This window comes from Ligilactobacillus sp. LYQ139, from assembly GCF_045033025.1.
Taxonomy (GTDB): domain Bacteria; phylum Bacillota; class Bacilli; order Lactobacillales; family Lactobacillaceae; genus Ligilactobacillus.
Genome location: NZ_JBJFZW010000011.1, coordinates 1 through 18,361, shown reverse-complemented (window position 1 = coordinate 18,361; position 18,361 = coordinate 1). Strand labels below are relative to the sequence as shown.

General features: G+C 45.5%; 20 protein-coding genes. All 20 read right to left on the bottom strand.

Annotated features, from left to right (window positions below; translation table 11 throughout):
• Positions 1–550: BppU family phage baseplate upper protein (locus ACI3E1_RS07645; RefSeq protein ID WP_405025066.1), on the bottom strand; the 550-nt coding region annotated here is incomplete at its 3' end.
• A 14-nt stretch (positions 551–564) separates the two neighbouring features.
• Positions 565–966: a hypothetical protein gene (locus ACI3E1_RS07640; protein WP_405025065.1), complete on the bottom strand. Its 402-nt coding sequence runs from the start codon at positions 964–966 to the stop codon at positions 565–567.
• 12 nt (positions 967–978) lie between these two features.
• The gene (locus ACI3E1_RS07635; RefSeq protein ID WP_405025064.1) at positions 979–2,337 is read right to left on the bottom strand and encodes a phage tail protein; all 1,359 of its coding nucleotides are present in this window, start codon (positions 2,335–2,337) and stop codon (positions 979–981) included.
• 23 nt (positions 2,338–2,360) lie between these two features.
• Complete coding sequence (locus tag ACI3E1_RS07630) at positions 2,361–3,188, bottom strand: phage tail domain-containing protein (protein ID WP_405025063.1); 828 nt, start codon at positions 3,186–3,188, stop codon at positions 2,361–2,363.
• Positions 3,189–3,201: 13 nt separating this feature from the next.
• Positions 3,202–8,310 (bottom strand): phage tail tape measure protein, encoded by a 5,109-nt coding sequence (locus tag ACI3E1_RS07625; RefSeq protein ID WP_405025062.1) that lies wholly within the window; start codon positions 8,308–8,310, stop codon positions 3,202–3,204.
• Positions 8,311–8,330: 20 nt separating this feature from the next.
• Positions 8,331–8,525 carry a hypothetical protein gene (locus tag ACI3E1_RS07620; protein WP_405025061.1) on the bottom strand — a complete coding sequence of 65 codons (195 nt, stop codon included), beginning with the start codon at positions 8,523–8,525 and terminating at the stop codon, positions 8,331–8,333.
• Between the two features lie 14 nt (positions 8,526–8,539).
• Positions 8,540–8,911: a phage tail tube assembly chaperone gene (locus ACI3E1_RS07615; protein ID WP_405025060.1), complete on the bottom strand. Its 372-nt coding sequence runs from the start codon at positions 8,909–8,911 to the stop codon at positions 8,540–8,542.
• Positions 8,912–8,943: 32 nt separating this feature from the next.
• Positions 8,944–9,696 (bottom strand): major tail protein, encoded by a 753-nt coding sequence (locus tag ACI3E1_RS07610; RefSeq protein WP_405025059.1) that lies wholly within the window; start codon positions 9,694–9,696, stop codon positions 8,944–8,946.
• Positions 9,696–10,076, bottom strand: coding sequence for a DUF806 family protein (locus ACI3E1_RS07605; RefSeq protein WP_405025058.1), 381 nt, complete (start codon positions 10,074–10,076; stop codon positions 9,696–9,698). The genes ACI3E1_RS07610 and ACI3E1_RS07605 overlap by 1 nt, the downstream gene beginning before the upstream one ends.
• Positions 10,039–10,500, bottom strand: coding sequence for a hypothetical protein (locus ACI3E1_RS07600; protein WP_405025057.1), 462 nt, complete (start codon positions 10,498–10,500; stop codon positions 10,039–10,041). The genes ACI3E1_RS07605 and ACI3E1_RS07600 overlap by 38 nt, the downstream gene beginning before the upstream one ends.
• On the bottom strand, positions 10,490–10,834 hold the full coding sequence (locus ACI3E1_RS07595) for a phage head closure protein (protein WP_405025056.1): 345 nt from the start codon (positions 10,832–10,834) through the stop codon (positions 10,490–10,492). Before ACI3E1_RS07595 ends, ACI3E1_RS07600 begins: the two co-directional genes overlap by 11 nt.
• Complete coding sequence (locus ACI3E1_RS07590) at positions 10,794–11,165, bottom strand: head-tail connector protein (RefSeq protein ID WP_405025055.1); 372 nt, start codon at positions 11,163–11,165, stop codon at positions 10,794–10,796. The genes ACI3E1_RS07595 and ACI3E1_RS07590 overlap by 41 nt, the downstream gene beginning before the upstream one ends.
• A 13-nt stretch (positions 11,166–11,178) precedes the next feature.
• Entirely contained in the window at positions 11,179–12,384 is a 1,206-nt protein-coding gene (locus ACI3E1_RS07585) for a phage major capsid protein (RefSeq protein ID WP_405025054.1), read from the bottom strand.
• Positions 12,374–13,114 carry a head maturation protease, ClpP-related gene (locus tag ACI3E1_RS07580; RefSeq protein ID WP_405025053.1) on the bottom strand — a complete coding sequence of 247 codons (741 nt, stop codon included), beginning with the start codon at positions 13,112–13,114 and terminating at the stop codon, positions 12,374–12,376. Before ACI3E1_RS07580 ends, ACI3E1_RS07585 begins: the two co-directional genes overlap by 11 nt.
• Positions 13,071–14,228 (bottom strand): phage portal protein, encoded by a 1,158-nt coding sequence (locus ACI3E1_RS07575; protein WP_405025052.1) that lies wholly within the window; start codon positions 14,226–14,228, stop codon positions 13,071–13,073. Before ACI3E1_RS07575 ends, ACI3E1_RS07580 begins: the two co-directional genes overlap by 44 nt.
• A 15-nt stretch (positions 14,229–14,243) precedes the next feature.
• Positions 14,244–14,420: a hypothetical protein gene (locus ACI3E1_RS07570; protein WP_405025051.1), complete on the bottom strand. Its 177-nt coding sequence runs from the start codon at positions 14,418–14,420 to the stop codon at positions 14,244–14,246.
• Positions 14,383–16,260: a terminase large subunit gene (locus tag ACI3E1_RS07565; RefSeq protein ID WP_405025050.1), complete on the bottom strand. Its 1,878-nt coding sequence runs from the start codon at positions 16,258–16,260 to the stop codon at positions 14,383–14,385. The genes ACI3E1_RS07570 and ACI3E1_RS07565 overlap by 38 nt, the downstream gene beginning before the upstream one ends.
• 338 nt (positions 16,261–16,598) lie before the next feature.
• Complete coding sequence (locus ACI3E1_RS07560) at positions 16,599–17,135, bottom strand: phage terminase small subunit P27 family (RefSeq protein WP_405025049.1); 537 nt, start codon at positions 17,133–17,135, stop codon at positions 16,599–16,601.
• Positions 17,136–17,258: 123 nt separating this feature from the next.
• Positions 17,259–17,777, bottom strand: a complete 519-nt coding sequence (locus ACI3E1_RS07555; RefSeq protein WP_405025048.1) for an HNH endonuclease — start codon at positions 17,775–17,777, stop codon at positions 17,259–17,261.
• A 320-nt stretch (positions 17,778–18,097) separates the two neighbouring features.
• Positions 18,098–18,361: hypothetical protein (locus ACI3E1_RS07550; RefSeq protein ID WP_405025047.1), on the bottom strand; the 264-nt coding region annotated here is incomplete at its 5' end.

Below are 18,361 nucleotides of genomic sequence, written 5' to 3'. Positions count from 1 at the left end.
CTTCTTCCGTTAACTGGTTTACTTCCCGCTGAACCTTAGCCTTCCATTTTTCGTACTCGTTATCAAATGGCGATACTCCATTCACGAAGTCCATAGCAACCGATAACAGGTTCGGTTCAACATCAAAGAAACACACCTTTGATGAGAGCTTATTTGTCCCATTATCCAGTTCAATCTGAAACGTATACCGCCCAACTGTCTGGAAGAAGCCTGGCAAGAAGTTAAAGTTAAAAATTGCGTTACCGGATCCAGACTGGTCGGCAGTCAGTTCAAACGCTGTGCCATCCGGATATGCTCCCCGCATTTTAATGGTGTAACCCGCCGTGTTCAGTGGACGTCCGTTTTGGGCGAACATTAATGGTAGAACGCTACCATGATCCCCCTGTCCGCCGTTGAAATACTGCCGCAGATCAAGGAACGTGTTCACTGGCTTAGAAATATCCACCATGATATACACTAGCTGACCGTTAACAACCTTAACCGTGCTAGGATAAGCAACCTTATAAATCTTATCCTCCGGCATAATTGCTGTAATCTCTGCATCGTTCACTTCTCATCATCTCCTTAGTCATACTTTTTCATCGTTTTCAACATAAATTCGATATCATGAGCAACTGCCTGCCAAAAGGTATTAATCATTTCCTTATCAAAAAACAGCACATCAGAATACACTGGATCCTGATATACTGCATCAAAATCGTCATTAAAGCCGCCCCACTGAAAGTCATAAAACAATGATGGTAGGATCGTAACTAACTTCTTAGCGTTACTTAAAAACTGTAATCGGGCATTACGATTAAGCAAGGGCAACAGCTTTAAATCAAACGTTACCTTAGTTTTAGGGAGTAGCGGATTATTTGCGGTCGATAGGTGATCGATTAACTTCTGAACAGCCCCAAAATTATCCTGGTTCGTTTGATTCAACGTATCTAACGAACCATCCCACATCTTTATCTCGATATCCACGGCCTCACCCCCTTAAATCAAATAACTGATGTTCAGCAGCACTAATGGGATTGCCGCAGTAACTGCCTTACCTTCGATATCAGTAATGGCCGTAACCTCAAACGTTCCGTCCTTTGATACTTGCCATGAAACAATATTGTTTACCGTTCCTGAAACAATGACGCTTCCGGTCTTATCTGAACTTGGTCGGTAAGACTGGTCGAAGCACATTAGTTTTCCAACGGTTACATCGGTTAAACGACAATCAATAGTGACAGCGTTACTGTTTTTCTCTACATTAACTATTCCGTTTGCAATGGTATATTGGTTTGACTGCGTATTATTGGTAGTCCCCGCACTTCCAGTCGATGTACCAGCAGCGGCTCGAGCAATCGCTTCCCCCACAATGTTTTGTAAAGAACGGTTAATGCTTAAGATGTTTGGTTTGAGTGAGTTTAGGTCAATCTCGCCCGCTTGCTCCGGGGCAAACGGATAGATTTTATATCCGGTTACCTCAACCCATTCCTTTACATCCAGCGGTAATACTTCCAAATAAACCTGCGAACCAAACGCCGGGAACGCTGTTCCGTAATACGTTACCTGAATTGAAAACGATGGATTTAACTGCATCGTTGCCTTGGCCGCCGCATCCATCGCTCCTTGGTTGGTTACCTTATCGTTGGTATATACGGAACCGACCTTTTCACCCCACCGCTCAATTGAATCCTGATTCCACGACCAAAATGGCTGAAAATACTTTGGTTTGTTATTATCGTCCTGCGCTCCCACGCAGTACACCTTATTAACAATCCCTGTCGAATCGCTGGTTAGTGCAATCTGATCCGTGTCATGTTCGTAACGGATAGTTTGGTTCGTTTTGTGGAGATATCGATTATGTGCCCACACAATCACGTGCGTATTATCGAAGGTTACGTCACATCCCCACGCCTGCTGGATCGTTGCTAAGCCCGTTTTTGCATCGCAATTACCAAAATCAGTAAGGGTGCGATTACTGAAATTACCCCTAATTTCCCATGAAAAACCTTTCACGTTACCGTCGAACAACCAATGCAACGCATCCTTAATACTCATGTTGACGTCACCAGACTTAGTGGCAGCCTGAAAACAGTACTGACACTCATAGCCAATATGCGTTGCTGAAATCGTCAGCGTGTTATACCCATCCGCATACTGCGGATTATAGGTTTTAATTACGTATTGCTGTCCGCGAAATTCCAGAATATTTTCATTTGTTAACAAGGAATAACCATAGCTATTTGTTACATAGACAGTGAAATCTAACTGGTAGGAATTACCTTTCTCCCACGTTGCACAAAACGTTTCCCAGTCAATCCCCTGTACAATCGCCTTGTAGTGCCGTTGGCGATCCATAACATATACGCGATCAGCTAGGGTCATAGATAAATAAACGGGAAACTGAAGGTCACATCAATATCGCTGGCACTACTCAACGTAATGTGATTCCAACCCGGAGCTATTGTTAGGTACCCCATATCCGTATTAATTCCCCATGCTTGGTTATCCAAAAAACTATCCACGCCATTCAAAACAAACGTATTACTGGTATTGATGTTCTGGTTAAGCGTAATCGCTGTCCCGGTGGTTGCATTCCTAATTGCTGGCTTGCCGTTGCATTTCAGCGTCAGTTTAAACTGATGCCGCCCTAAATACGGATCAACTGTTACGTCCGAATCGTTGTACACCCAGAAATCACCCGTCGTGAAATGATACTGTACCGGGCCATGCGTACTGTCCCGGTTAGTAATGTTCATCCCATACTCGCCCTTAGTAAGCTGGTCGCACGGCAAAATTGAAAAACGAAAACCGCTTGGATTGTTAAATTCAATCTCGGCGGTGGCGTCACTAAAATTAATCACCGACAATTCCATTGGCTTTACATAGACGTAGTAGCAGATATAAGGTTCAACCTCATCCCGAAGACGAATCGCTTTCCGGGAATACAGGCAACGATACAATTCCGATACTAGGAGCTTATAATCGTAGATATCCTTACCAGATAAATAAACCTTTGCCTTAACCGTTGACGGGGCGTAATAGGCACCATAATCAATTTCACCATCGCTCCCAATAATCTGGTGAACTTTCGGCGTTAATTGTGGAGCAACCTTGGTAATTCCCATTGCTTCAATCCCACTAATGCGGTCATTAATCTCAAATTCCGGTTCCCCGTCCTTTTTGATAAACAATTTTTCAATCGGCATTGCCTAACACCCCCTAAAACGCCTGAAAGTTACTCAATTTCTGATCTTGCCCGAACTGCGTATAGAACTGACCTTTTTGGACTTGCAAATTATTAGCTCCGTTGCCAGCTTTAATGGCATCTAGCTGGCCGGTGGCAATTCTAATTAGCGTCTGCATCAGGACGTTGTTCTGCTCTAACAACTGTTCGACCCGGCTATCCTGATTTCCGGTTTCTGGTGCACGCTGTTCGTCTGCTGCAAACATTGACACGACCTTACCTAACAACTCGTAAGCCCGGCCCCGTTTAGGACTGGAAAGCGGAATTGCCATTTCTGGCCCTGCTTCACCAAAAATACTTGGTGAATCCGCAATTCCACCATTCGCATAACCGTGACCGTTCCCCAAGAAGCTAAGGCTTGACCCGTACCGATGCTTAGCGTAGTTCAATGCTGCTAACAGGTTATCGTACGCATTAAAAATATCGTTATGCCCCGGTGCCTTAAACGCATTAAACGTACTCCGCTTAGTTTGCATTAACCCTAATGCTGGCCCAGATCCATCATGGTCGGGGTCGGCTCCTGGTTGTACAGCATGTGCATTACCACCAGATTCAGTAGCAATTTGCCGCATAACCCGGGCAATCATTCCATCACTGGTTGATAGTCCGTTAGCTTCCAAGGCAGCCTTAACCAGATCGCGTAACTCGGCACTGTTCTTCATATCTGGGATATTGCCAAATCCGCCACTATGTTCTTCGGAATACTTGTCAAATAATCCTTTGAACAACTTAATAGCAGCGTCCTTGATTAACTTACCAACTCCTTCAATTGTGAAGAGTGGTATATCGGCATGAAAGAAACTCTTAATCGCATCCCATGGTTTAAACAAGTTACCTAGCACTTTATCAGCACCTTTAGATACTAGATCCATTACGTCGCCTAACTTGTCCTTCGCCTTTTCAAGAAAGTTCTCCTTATGCTTACCGTCCTTGTGGTGTGGTAAGGTGGCGGCTAATGCCACAAAGTTCTTTGACATATCATGCGGGAGAATCTGCGTGTCCTCATCCAGATAACGGATTTCTTCGCCATCGACCCCAACTGGATAAATCTCACCCGTTTTCGGGTTACGAGCTAGTTCAAATCCTTCTTCACCAACGACCGCCAAACCACCATGAGGTGTCCCAGAAGTCCCAGTCGCATAATGCCGGGGATTCCAATGCGGAATGGTTTTATCCTTGTTATCCAGCTTTTTTAAGATGCTGTTTAATCCATCAGCAATCCCGTTATAGATGTGAGCCATCCGGTCAACCATGCTGTTATAGGCATTATTGACCCGATCGCTTTCACCATGAGCCGCACTCTCGTGCTCATCCCGTTGCTTATTAGCTTCGGCCACGACCTTCCTGTGCTCCGCCTGGGCCCGCTTGATGATTTCATTCTTACGGTTTTCAGCCGTCGCAACGTTCTTGTGGTACGTATCGTTAGCTTTCGCAATCAGGTCATCGTGTTGCTGCTTAGAAATCGTGCCGTCCTGGTAGTATTCCTTGTTTGCTTCAGCGATTACCTGATTTCGCTTCTTCTGAGCAGCAGTGACGGTTTGCCGGTATTTCTTTTCAGCATTACCAACAACAACTGCTAATTGTCGGTCAGAATTGCGGATAACGTGGTTAACTTCATCGTTACTTAATCCGATCCGTTTCTTACTCCCGTCCTGAACAGCCTTGTTTTGCTTAGCGTTGCCTTCCCGAACGGCCTTAGTTATCCGTTCATAAGCGCTTGAGATATTCTTACGCATACCGTCGAACATCTTTTTGGAAAGTTGCCCGATCTTCGACCGTTTAACAATATCTTCGGCCCCGTGCCAGAATTTCTTCCAGGAGCGGGTGTGCTTCTTAATGAAGTTCCCAAAGCCCTTGGTTAAGGACTTAATCATGCGTGTTGCCTTGGCATTAATCGTCTTACTGTTCTTTTGCGCTCGTTTAGAAGCATTACTCCAGAATTTCTTCCATGACTTGGAGTGTTTAGAAATAAAGCTCCCTAGGCTCCGCGCCATTTTCTTATTCATGCCAATAACCGTTTTAGCAATCTTCGGTGCAAATAACGTTGCCGCTCCAGCAGCGCCGTTGAAAAATAATGGAATCTCCTTTTTGTGTTTGGCAACAAAGTTACCAACTGAAGATCCAGCCTTTTTCAATCCGCTACCAACCGAATGACTAATCTTACCGAATGTACTCTTTGTGGAGCGCCATGTTTTATGCGCCCAAGAAGAAATATTATGGGAAATTTCCTTCCAGCCACCGGCTTTCTTCCATGCACCAACAGCTTTATGCGCTAAGGCACCACCCCACTTACCAGCGACCTGACCGATGATCCCGCCGACCATTCCGCCAACCGGACCACCTAACGCTGTTCCAACTCCAGTTCCAATTAAGGATCCCGCGCTCGAACCAACATCCTCAAACTTCTTCTTACCGCCACCCTTTTCAAATAAAGAACGTCCTAAGTCGATTGCTTGAATTCCAATGTTTAGTCCGTTACCAATATGGGCGGCTAACCGTGTTCCGGTTACCATCGCGCTGCTTTCTGCCGCGGGGGTTTTAGCGAACAGTTTTTTGAAGAAGGAGAACTTACCCTTAATCGTGTCCTTTAATGCCGACTTCTTAGCACCATTAGCGATTGCCCGGGCGTTGCTTGCCGCCTGGGCTTCTAGATCATCCGGTTTATGGAACATCCGCCGGAGGAAGTTAACCTTGCTACTTCCAGCGCCATCTTCGACAGACTTTGCCAGATCCTTCCCGGCAGTTCCTAACTTAGCAGCTAACCGTTTTTCGCCTTTGAGGCCTGAAACAGCATCTAAAATACTGCCACCTTTTCGGACAAACTTCACGGCATCATTCAGATCACGAATGCCATTGACAACCTTGGTAATTGCCGAAGCAAAGCCTAGCACTTTCTTGGCAATGAACATTGCCGCCAGAACTTCACCAATATCCTTGATTGCTTTTTTGTGCTTAGCGATGGCCGCTAACGCATTCGCCAAATCTTTAGCAACATTGCCGGTTGATTTCTTACCAAAAGCTAACAGAATCGCCTTGGAAATGCCTGCCATCATGCCTTTAAAAGTTGCCCAAACTCCGGAACCTAATGCTCCGATAATCTGTGCCAGTGAGGATCCCATAGAAGCAAACGAACTGGAATTTTTACTAATGTATTTTGCAACGCCTGAAAACTTACTCCCGATCGAACTTAACCCTTTACCAACAGTGTTAACAAAGGAACGGAAAGCCTGCGTATTCGCAAAATGAGCCATCGCTTCGGCAGCGTTAGAAACAGCAGGCAAAACTGCGGAAGATAACGTCATGGAAACATCCTGCGCAACCATCTTGAAGCGATTCATTGCGGCTTGGGCCGTTCCCATGTTTTTCTGAGCTAACTCACCGACATAATTGTGTTTCGATGATGAAGCAACTTCCTTATTCAGGTTATGCAGTTGTTTAGCATTCTCTGCTAAAATTTGCCCCGCCTGTTGTCCGGTTGCCCCAAATAATGTATGGAACACGCTGGCCTGCTGGGCTTTACTTAATTTACTGGTCTTTTCGTTTAACTCACCGAAGATGGTCGACATTGACTTGAGTTTTCCGCTCTTATCAACGAAATCCTTAGTCGATAGCCCTAACTTACTCAATTCAGCTCGGGCTGCCGCTGTTGGCGAAGTTAAACCATTAATCACCTTTCGTAATCCTGTCCCGGCTTTATCAGCTTCCAAACCGTTGTTGGATAGAATTCCCATCGCACTAGCAGTTTCGGATAAACTAATCCCGGCACCGTGGGCAGTGGCTCCAACGTAAGACATCCCAACCCCTAATGCTTGAAAGTTGGTTGAAGTCTTGTCAGCAGCATAAGCTAAATCATTAACTGCCGTCTTGGTACGTTTCGTCATTTCGGTAGTAGACGTGAGTTTATTCCCCGCCTTATCCACCTTCATCCCGAATGATTCCATCACGTTGGATGTAACTTCGGTAACGTCTTTCAAATCGTCGCCACTTGCCACACTGGCCTGGATCACCGACTTCATCGAACCTAATGCTTGGGCTGACGTATCACCACGTTTAATCAAGTCCTGGTAAGCGTCCGCAATCTCACGCTGCGACTTACCGTATTCCAGGGAATACTTGCGACCATCCCGTTGCATCTCCGATACAGCCTTAGTCGCTTGGGCAGTTTTTTCACCGCCGGTAACTAATAAGTTAGTCGTTCGCTGGTACGTACTCTGTAATTCAGACGCCTGTTTGCTGGCAACAACAAACGCTGTCCCTAATCCAGCAGTAGCAACCGTTGCAGTTGTAACGCCAGAAGCGATCTTGTCTGCCGCTTCCCGCATCCCACCACCAATCTTGCTAATCGAACCCCGCACTTTGTCGTAGTTGTCTCGCATCTTAGCGATGGCCGGGTTGGAATTGCTGAAACTTCGGTTGAGTTTCTTTTGTGCTGCGGTGGTCTTGGCCATTTGCGCGTCTAACGATTCCAAAGAATGCACCGTTCGCTTATACGCCGCTGATTCTTCACCCTCGCGTTCACGTACTTGGTTAATCTGTGTCACCAACCCGGAACGAAGTTGTTTCATCTTCGATAACTGGTTAGCGTACAGTCGGGACTGTTCGTAGTTCGCCTGGTATTGCTTACCTTCCGCCCGCAGTTTTTCTACCATTAAATTGGAACTGGTCGTCATCTCACGCAATGAGGACTTAACCTTATCCATCCCGCTGGCGTAGTAATTCATTGAACTTTCAGCCCGTTTTTGCTGGGCATTAAAGTTCGCTAACTGCTTTTGCGCTAATGATAGTTGCTTTTCTAACTGGGAATACTTTTCGGCACCCTTAGTCGTGCTAGTATCTAGGGTTTCCATTGACGACTTGATCTTCTGGATATACTCTTCCTGTTTTTTAATCGCATCGCCTAATCCCTCGTACTTCGCCTTAGCAGCTCCCAGGTGATTACCAACGGATTCCAACATGGCATTTTGCGCGCGCCACGAATTCATTAATGTTTGCACCTGCGAACGAATCCCCCGCAAGGACTGAACGGCTTGCATATCGTCAATCGAAATCCGGGTCGCTAACGTTGCACTAACTGAACCTGCCATGTTTTAACCTCCTCTCTTAGCTAATTAATAAGCGCGCCTGGAGTGTTTGCTCCAACCGCGCCAAATAATGCACCCACATCTTGTTCCCGCTCTTCAGCGGACTTCGCTAACAGAATCTGATTGAATCGGTAATAATCCTGGCGCTCGTAAACTTCGGGCTCCATTTTAAGTTGCGTCATCGCCTGTTGCTCGGCATAACGCAAGCTCTCTAACATATCCTCAAACTCCTTTACTCGGCGGTGTGGGCTGGTTCGTTCTCTTGCTGTTTGTTGAACTCGTCCAACGTCATTCCCAGCTTGGCTACCGTAAAAACCGTGGTAGCGAAGTCATTAAACCAGACTTGCAGGTCAAACGCTGGTACGTCCTCCTCAATCTTTTTAATCTGTTTGGCTGTTAGACCTAACACGTCCTTGAGAATCTTTTTCTTCGCCTTCGTGGCTTCCAGATTCTCTTGCATAATTGTCATATCATCCTTGCCATCCATATCGTAGGACTTAGCTACGGCAATGTTTGCTTCCGTAACCTTTTCGACGACAAGGTTTGTCACCTTTAATTCAACTGGCTTCTTAATACCCAAAGATTCTAGATTAATCTTTACCATGTTAATTACCCCTTTCCCTGATTAATTAGCCATTAATGTGCTGTTTCTGTACTTGACGACGTTGTTGTCGTTGTAGCTGCGGTTGTAGTCGTTGTCGCTGAAGCAAAGATTTCGTCCATCATTGCTTTCCGGTCAAAACCCTTAGCTGCAGCCGACCACATGTGGTACACCTTAACCGAGTTACCAGTTTGAATTGTCTGCACCTTACCGCCGGCGCCAACACTTGTAATCGTGCTACCGGTTGTGGCAGGCTGACCAACTTGACTATCAACGCCTAGGGCCGTATACGTTAACGTATCCGCAGTGATTCGTTCAGACTGGTTGTTGGTTTGGATGTTAGTATTCCCCATCGTCACGGTGCCATCATAAAATCCGATAAACCGTTCAGCACCGTCCCAATCAGTCGTGCAAATCAGCAGGGCGCAGTGATTTACTTCCGGATCAGTTGACCGGATATAACCGCCCTTACCGTCCGGCTTCATCCCTGTAATCCGCTGGAGGACGTCAAACGGTAACCCGTTTGCTCCCAGTGCGACCGTTGGTTCTGGCGTTCCAGCCGCCGCCCGGGCAACCGCATTAGAACCATACGTTTTGGTAACTGTCCCTTGCAGGTTACTAATGTTAGCCTGCGTTGCACCACCGGCGTCATTTAGTGTTACGTTAAATACCCCCGGATAGTTGGCAACGTTGCCAGTTAACCCACCAGCATTTGCATCCGTAATAACCTTCTTTGTGTTCGGGTCAATCCGGGCAATCATCCATGAATTTAAACCAATATAAGCCATTAGATATCATCCTTTCGTATTAAGTGTTTGAATTGAAAAACCTTTGTTACTTGGAGCGTATCGGGATCCAGCGAATGGCCTGGACTGTATGTGCAATACCACCCGTGTTCCTCGAACGCATCCACGATTGCTAACTCAACATGGTCGAAGTTGACTGATGAATTTTCCGCATAAAACAGATTAACGGCGACGGTTTCCTCCATCTCGTTGGTTCGGTTACTCCCGTAGGTCGTTGGCAAGTCATTAACTTCTGTAATGAGGATTACCGTCTGATCTGTCTTATCCTGGACTTGTGGTGGCAAATTAAAGCAATACACGCCATCAATCGCCAGCTGGTTTAAATCAGTCAGCACTTGCTTTGCTCTTTGCGCTGCTGTCACCGCCACCACCTCCATTCATCATGCGCACATATGCTTTCGCTTGCGCTTCTTGCACCAATGGTCGGGCCTTCTCGACCGCTCGATCCTTAAAGTGAAGCTGTGCTTGTTCCTTTACCGACATCTTTTTCTTCCCGTCATTCATAATGCGGGCAATGTAGGCATGGTCTTTATCCCAGCCAACGTCAGTATCACCATTGGGGAGATTATCAACGTTTTTGCCGGGACTAAACATAAGCGCATCACGCATATGCTTATTCGTTTTAATCCGGGGATTATACGGCGTTGCTTGGCGAAGCGTTTCGTACAAAACCCCCGCACCCGCCGTATTAATCCGAGCTTTCTGTTCGCCGGATAACTTCACCTTGTTTTCCAATGCGTTCATCCAACTCTCCAGTTGGCCCGCAAAATTAAGATCATCGGCCACGTTGCGTCACCTTCTTTCCGGTCACCACATCGAAACTGTCGTGGCTATTGTACGGATCAACGTTAACCTGCAAATTGTCATATACCTTACCGTTACACCGTAGTTGTGTGCAATCTTGCAGGTGTTCGTTATGCCGAACAATAAACGACTTTGTATCGGTTAAACCTTGCCCCATTAACGCATACTGTTGCGTCATGGAGTTTGTATAGATGCCGCCCCAAACCACTACATCGCAAACAAATTTGCTTACGTTCACGCCATTAACCGATGTAGCTGTTTCGCTATGACCGAATTCAAGTCGGAGGTGTAACCTTGCTGGGTTGATTTTGCGCATTATCACTCACCTCCTCGCAATAGATATCCCATTTACCTCGCAGACTGCCGATGATGGAATTCATCGGTGCATCTACCTCGTACGACTGCAAATCAGATACACTCTCGCGATTCTGGTAATAGGTGCTAGCCAACGCTAATACTGCGTTATCAACCAGTGAAGCTACACCATTCTGCTCAAAAAAATGCTGTGCTAAATCCGGTGCACTGCCACCGCAGACTGCATTCCTTACGAATTCTTGCGCGGCCAATAATTCATTTTTGAGCAGCGGATCATCTTCGTTGCCGTCGATTCGTAGATTCAACTTAAGCTGGTCCAGTGTCACCGCCATTTAACTCACCACCTTAATGTGCCGTTGATGCTGCGGTTGTTGTTGAACCGGATAAGGTTGCGAATGTTGCCGGAACAAAGGCATCACCATCCGTGGCTGCAACATCAAACCGGTCAATCACCCGAATCTTCGTTTCGTCATGCTCAAAGGCGCCACCACCGATGTTAGTGGTTAACAGTGACATTTGCTGCCGGTCAAATAAGGTTACCGCCTGTTTCAAATCACCGAAGTATAGTGGATGGTTACCTGACTGATCTGGTAGCCACTTATCACTAATAACGACCACTGGCTTGCCTTCCAGTTCGTATACGTTAGGCTTGGTGATATCTGGCTGGATCATGTACCGGCCCATGCCGTCCTTAACGTGTGCCAAAACATTAAATCCAGAAACGTTTGTCATCAAGAACGATGTTGCAGCAATTGCCGGGTCGACACCTGTGTTAATCAGGGTCTTAACGTCGTCGTAGGAGCTAATTGATGGCTTCTTAGCCGTTAACTTCGGTAAGACGTTTAGGATCGCCTGGTTCCGGGTAACCACGCTCTTCCGTGCAATCCACTGCGTTACCCAAGCAATCAGGTTGTCTGGTGAATCGTTAAGCAGCGTGTTGGTAATTGTTGAAATCCCCGCGTAACGGTGGATGCTGTAAGCAACCTTCGTTAACTGCGGATCATCGTTATCACCAATCAGAGCGGCATCGTTATCCAGGTTTGCCAATGGCTTAATGTCGCTCCACTTTTCGTATACCCGTGAACCAGATGGCATCGTAACGTTTTCTGTCCGAACATACTGCTGGAGTGAAGCGTACTGCCGTACCAGTGCATTGATTTGCACCTGTACATCTTCTGGAATAACTAATCCCAGCTGATTACCAGAAGTATCCGTTTCAGTTAAGAGGTTCATCACCTTCGGATCGTGCATCATCATTCCCCGTACCTGAGTAGCGAAATCCATCTTGGCATTTCCCTTCTTCTTAGTATCCGTAATCACTGCTGGGCCTTCATCCTTAACCGGAGCAGCCTTTTCGGTTTCCCGTGCAATTGCTAACTGATCCTTGAGTGAATCCCGCCGCATTACAGCGTCATCCCGCTTAGCCTTCATCTCCGCAATTTCTTCCGCTGACACTTCTTCGTCTACCAGTGCGGCAGTAATCTTAGCGTTCAGATCGTCCACCTTTTGTCCGGCTTCAATCCACGCTGCATTAATATCCTTAATGTTCATCCTTATCACCTCGTAAAATTGATAACTTTTTGCGTAATAAAATAGCCGACTTGGATGCCGCTTTCTTTTGCGGACGTTCCTTGTCAGCTAATTTCATCATCATGTTCCTAAACTTATTTAATGTCGCTTTAGGAACGACAGTTGTTCCGACTGCATTCATAACTTGTGGCTGTTCCTCACCCTGGAACATGATGCTATCGGCAAAGCCTTTATCTACGGCCTCTTTCGCATTCATCCAGGTTTCGGTACTCATCATTTGCAATAAATCGGGTTCACTAATGCCGGTTTTAGCCTCATAAGCGGCAGCAATTGACTGGTCGATTGAACTCAAAACCCCCGATTCATGTTTCAAATCATCGGCGTTGCCTTCAACTCCCGACCATGCTTTATGGATCATGAGTTGGGCTGTTGGTGCAATGTTGATGGTATCGCCAGCCATTGCAATCACACTTGCAGCAGAAGCAGCTAACCCGACAACGTTAACCGTCACTTTTCCGGGATATTGCTTCAATGCCGAGTAAATCTCGCTTCCGGCAAATACATCCCCACCATTGCTGGCAATCTCAACCGTCACGGGTGCGCCATTCGCAGCATTTAATACATCCGCCACTTTTTTCGGTGAACAGTAATTGTCAATTCCCCAGTAATCATAAAATTCAGCGGTGTCATTATCGACCACATCACCTTTAACTGGTAGCATCACTGGTTGTACTTGTGTCGTTAGTCCCATCAGTTTCACCTCCTTTCAGCGGAACTGGACCCGCAAAGAAGTTCGTAAACTCTAACTGCGAAATCACCTGCTCGTTAGACAGAATTCCGTCTTTATCCATCCCAGCCAAAATCGTGGCAAAGGTATCACCATTCGGATCAACCGCTGGCCGGATATTCACTTGGATATTCGCCGTTAACTTAGTATTCAGTTCACTCACAATCGCTTGTGCATACCGATTCAATGCGTTGGAATAAAACCCTTGAATCATCTTCAAACTTGATTGCTGGTCGCCTTGTCCGTTTAAGTAACTATCCGGCACCCCGTAAACCTTAGCAATCTGCGTTGTCGTCCAATCAACCTGAGATAGTAGCCTGGCTACGTCCGCTTGCAGTTCCAGAGGCGTATAGCTTTCCAAGTCGTCAAGCACAATCGGGCCACCATCCGAAGCATTAATCTGCTTCATAAATGACCGTGAACGCGCAGCTTTTTGCTTACCGCTTAGCAACCCACCATGCTGAATGGATAACACACCCGGACTTAAGATTGCCCGCTTTAACGCTGAAAGTGTTAGGTTGTTCGATTGACTCTGAATCTCCGCCTCGTTTAACAATGCTGACAGGGGCGAAATTCCCGTTTTACCACCGTTCCGGGATAGTAGTCGAAAATGAATCATATCCTGTTGGGGGATATTTTGCTGGTAACCAACACTCGGCTCATCGAAATCGACGTTATAAACCAACGACGAACCATCTTCCAACAACATAACCTGGACTTGTGATGGTCGTAGGTATTCCCAATGGTCGTCTACGCCGTTCTTATTCCGCCATCGATACGCATACGCATTCCCATCTAATAGCAATTGAGCGAACATTGATTCCCAAAAGCCGTGCGGATTAGCAGTATCAGTCGGGTTATTAATAATCCCCTGCGCCCGGGTTTTGTCGGCCGTAAACTTACAATTTGCTAAATCCTGCGACAAAAGAAAAATAATCGCATAAATATCGGAATTCTGGAGGGCAATATCAGCCGGAATGTAATCATCGTTAAACTGCTGTAAAAAATTACCCTCATAACTATTCACCGCTAAGGGCATTCCCGGCTGATTAACACGTCGTAAATTAAAAAACGCCATTTAATTCACCTCCCTTCATCCGTGAAACAGTGAAATTGCTAATCCCATTACCACCATTAAGATTCCTGCCAATAAAGCAGCCATAAAAATAGACTTGAACGCCATCGTTACCACAATGGTTATCAAGCCTAGTACAATCAGGATTAAATCAATATTATTGCCAATCCTCGTCCATAAGTCCGCTATCTTCATTTTCAAACCACTCCCTCACCGCTTCGGGTGTCATCCGTTCCACCTGCTTGGATTTATCATTAATCGGGCTAAAATCTTCAAAGTGATACATCGCCTGGTACATGGCATCAATCAAGGCATCCACCACGTCAATTTTTAACGTTGCTTTGGCTTTATCCACTTGAATGCCGATCTTATCTTCATAGATTTCTGCATTAGTCAGTGACTTTGCCATAATCGGATCATCTAAATGCGTTACGCGTCCCTCGGCAAATGCCCGCTGCAGAAATTTTGTTGGATCCTTTAACTCCGAAGTTCGTTGTCGAATAGATTCCAACGGCCACGTGGTATTTAGTTCCAAGTTCTTAATCATCGTGTTGGCGCCGAACGCATCGTAACCGAAAAATACCACGTCCAAATCGTGGTCGATGACGAAATCGGTGATCCAATGATAGACCTGATCGTCATTAATCATCCCTTGCGGGTGTGACGTAATTGTACAGAATCCCTTAGCAGCTAACGCCCGATAATTAATTCCGTCTTGTTTTTCTTTCGCCTCAATCGATCCCGCCTTAAACCACGGGACGAAGGAGTGCTGGGCTAGGAACCATTGCTGTTGCCCGTGATCCTCATACGGAACAATCATGGCAAAAGCAGTATTATCAGAAAACATGGAGTAGTCGAACCCGATATAAACCCGCTTGTGGTCGATATCAAAATGACTAATCTTGGTTTTCTCAATATCTGCCAATTTTAAATACGAATCAACCGACGATTCCAACCACATATTCAGATTTTTATTCTGGAAATCATGGATATTATTTGACAGTGCATCACTGTCCCGTTTATCAACTAAACCTTGCATTAACACGTCCTTTTGTTCCGTTAAGTACAATAACGGGTTGCTTTTCGGCCATGTTTCCGGTTTAAACGTTTCATCCAAGCCATCCTGCGCATAGATGATTCCCAGAAAACTATCCGCATCCCGGTTCCAATCTTGTTCCATGGCCTGTTGAATCATCTGCTCATCTTCGTGCATCGGTACATTTGGCGCTGGATAAGCAGTTGAAATCATGATGAACTGTCGATTTTTAACCTTAACCTGTCCCGAAATGATTTTGCTAATCTTATCCCGGGAAGTTAATTCACCCACCTCATCAGTAATCGCCGTCGTAAAGTGATAACTATCAAACTGCCCAGATTCAAACGAAATTGCTCGCAGAATATTGTTCGATTTCTTCATCACCGTTTGTTCCGATTGCACCGACAAAAGGCCCTGCTCCGCTAACTGCTTAAACGGCGGGATTTGTGTAACCTGTTTTAGCCCACTCTTAATGTAGCCGTAGATTTTCTGCGTCTGTTTGTAGTTAATTGACGCTACCAGGTAGTCCTGATTACTTAGCCCAATCGATTCCACAAAGAAGGAGTAGGCCATCAGGATTGCCATCATGTATGTTTTCCCTTGCCCCCGGGCAACAGACACAATCGCTCGGCTGAATCGCTTACCACCTTCATCATTCCGCCACCCCATTAACTGGCAAAAAATAAACTTCTGCCAATCCATTAACTTGGTCGGTTCGCCGGTATCAACATTCGGGAAGATTGCTGCAAATTTCAGGATCTTTTTGCATTCTTTTAGCGAATAGTGGTAAGGGAAATCATCGTTTCCTTGTCGTTGCAAATCCCGTAAGTGCCGGAAACATGCTAATTTAAGCAAATAACCTGCAACTACCTTGCCATCCAGCACCCGAAAGGCGTATTGAGTGGCCGGATCATGATATTTAGCACGAATATTGCTGAAATCGACTTGCTGATAAGCACCATCAATATCGTGTGTTTGTGTAATATCAATTTTAACCACCGGTATCACTCCTTTCGCTGTACTAAAAAAGCGGCCACCGAAGCGACCGCTGAAAACTTACCCTACTATGTTGAGAAGCAATTCGAGCAGTTTTTTAACTACTTGTTTTAAGTACTTGTTAGGCACTATAATAGCTACGACAATGAATTTCATGTCGGGAGTTACCTCCTTCCAGTGCAATTCGAGGCGCTACCCTCGTCGCCGCACTGGTGTATTGTACCATTTGATTAATGTATGCTACAATACAGACGTAATAGCTATGATGATGTTGACGCACATCGTGACATGCCAAAGTCACAAAAAGCGTCCGGGCGTTCCCTTTCGGAACGCTCTTTTTGTTATCCAAAGAACTGCTGCATTGCTTCGCCAATATCCACATCATCCGTCTTATCAGCCAGCATATTAATCAAACTAGCCCGTGATGTTGGGGTTAATCCTAGCTCACCGGCCAGCTGCTTTAATTTCATCGTGGCTGCATCTAAAATCTGCGTGGACGGATTCCGTTTGTACCCTTGAAAGTCCCGGCGTGGTTCACCGTTACCATCACAAAGAACATCGCCCGTTGGGAGAATCACCGTTTTCCAAATCGCTTGCACTTGCCCGTGTTCCTGCACATCTTTATACGCCGTGATTAGCTGTTCATAAGTAATACAAAACGCTTCAACGATGGCGTGATCCGTTGCTTTTGCGGTCTGCATCTTTTGTAACACTGGCACAACGATCCGCCACATTGACCCGGCAATTTCGCTAAAATAAGTCGGTGGTTCCGGGTTTAAGTCACGCACATCTTTGGTTTGTTCGATTAATTTTTCTGTTCGCCGCCGTTGATTAGCACGATCGTGCTGATCTAACGTGATTTTTGATTTGCGTCCCAAAATTTACCCACCTCCTCATCTGACCCCCAGGTAAAAATATTTATTTTTCTGCATCGCTCTCAAAAGACGATCGAAATGTGTGCGCTCTTCCGTTTTAATGTCACGGGGGCGGGGGTGTTTCATTTAACAGTCAGCCGCAAAAATTTTGTCGCTCCATTCCTTGACCGTAGTAATCGGAGCCCGACCGGTCAGCTGCTGATCCTTCCCAGTCCCAAACAGTTCCTGTTCTAGTCGGGTCTTGGTACGGTGGCAATCCCGGCAGATGGTTGCCAGGTTGCCGACCACTGCCCGCTTCTCCGCATCCAGTTCAATCGCTACGATATGATCTACCGTATTACCCGGCGTTACCAAACCATATAGCAAACAATACTGGCACAAATGATTATCTCGTTCCAACACGCGTTGCCGTAACGAGCTCCACTGTCGTGACCGGTAAAAGTTATAACGGCTACTGGTTTCGCTGTTCCGCATCCGGGTTCGGGTATTGTACTTATGTTGATACGTTGTTGTATGACTGCGTGCCCACTTCATTCTTGATTCAAGGTATTCCTGTTCGTATTCAGCATGCTGTTCGCAGTAGTGCATCGGTAACACACACATTGCATGGCAACCATTAAACCGACAACGTCTTACTCGCGGCATTGTATTCACCCCACAAAAATAGGAGTGGCTGTTACCACTCCGTATTATTTGACGTTATCAATATACCACTGGTAATGACTAGCATGTGACTGATATGTGTCCGGTGAATGGTTACTTTTGTCTCTTAATTAATAAATATATAAGTAACTTTACGCCTATGTATGCCATACTAAATAAAAAATGCTACTGTATCAGGATTAGTTGCACACATTAAAGAACCTCCCCTAGTGGGAGGTTCTTTTTTACTAATACAAATTTTATGTTATTTTAAATCACTACAAATGTTAAAAGCCAAATTCTATAAACACATTTTATTTCCTTTAATTTTCATAATTAATCTTATGGCTTTGATCTATTTCTTCTAGACTTTTTCTTGTCCTTGAAACAAACGTATTAATAAAATCATCTATATCTGATGAATTAGATAGATTTTTATACGAATTAAATGCATCACGAATTATCGGAATTATCTGTAAATATAATAATAAGAAAATCATTGTCTCTCTTTCATAACCTAATTTTGATCTATATACACCTTTATATTTTAAAACATCAGTACCAACACGTCCATCTTCATGTAATGA

Coding starts and splice junctions, on each gene's coding strand:
- ACI3E1_RS07635 (WP_405025064.1), bottom strand. CDS start 2,337: ATGGATCGCCAACGGCACTACAAGGCGATTGTACAGGGGATTGACTGG.
- ACI3E1_RS07630 (WP_405025063.1), bottom strand. CDS start 3,188: ATGCCGATTGAAAAATTGTTTATCAAAAAGGACGGGGAACCGGAATTT.
- ACI3E1_RS07625 (WP_405025062.1), bottom strand. CDS start 8,310: ATGGCAGGTTCAGTTAGTGCAACGTTAGCGACCCGGATTTCGATTGAC.
- ACI3E1_RS07620 (WP_405025061.1), bottom strand. CDS start 8,525: ATGTTAGAGAGCTTGCGTTATGCCGAGCAACAGGCGATGACGCAACTT.
- ACI3E1_RS07615 (WP_405025060.1), bottom strand. CDS start 8,911: ATGGTAAAGATTAATCTAGAATCTTTGGGTATTAAGAAGCCAGTTGAA.
- ACI3E1_RS07610 (WP_405025059.1), bottom strand. CDS start 9,696: ATGGCTTATATTGGTTTAAATTCATGGATGATTGCCCGGATTGACCCG.
- ACI3E1_RS07595 (WP_405025056.1), bottom strand. CDS start 10,834: ATGCGCAAAATCAACCCAGCAAGGTTACACCTCCGACTTGAATTCGGT.
- ACI3E1_RS07590 (WP_405025055.1), bottom strand. CDS start 11,165: ATGGCGGTGACACTGGACCAGCTTAAGTTGAATCTACGAATCGACGGC.
- ACI3E1_RS07585 (WP_405025054.1), bottom strand. CDS start 12,384: ATGAACATTAAGGATATTAATGCAGCGTGGATTGAAGCCGGACAAAAG.
- ACI3E1_RS07580 (WP_405025053.1), bottom strand. CDS start 13,114: ATGGGACTAACGACACAAGTACAACCAGTGATGCTACCAGTTAAAGGT.
- ACI3E1_RS07575 (WP_405025052.1), bottom strand. CDS start 14,228: ATGGCGTTTTTTAATTTACGACGTGTTAATCAGCCGGGAATGCCCTTA.
- ACI3E1_RS07570 (WP_405025051.1), bottom strand. CDS start 14,420: ATGAAGATAGCGGACTTATGGACGAGGATTGGCAATAATATTGATTTA.
- ACI3E1_RS07555 (WP_405025048.1), bottom strand. CDS start 17,777: ATGCCGCGAGTAAGACGTTGTCGGTTTAATGGTTGCCATGCAATGTGT.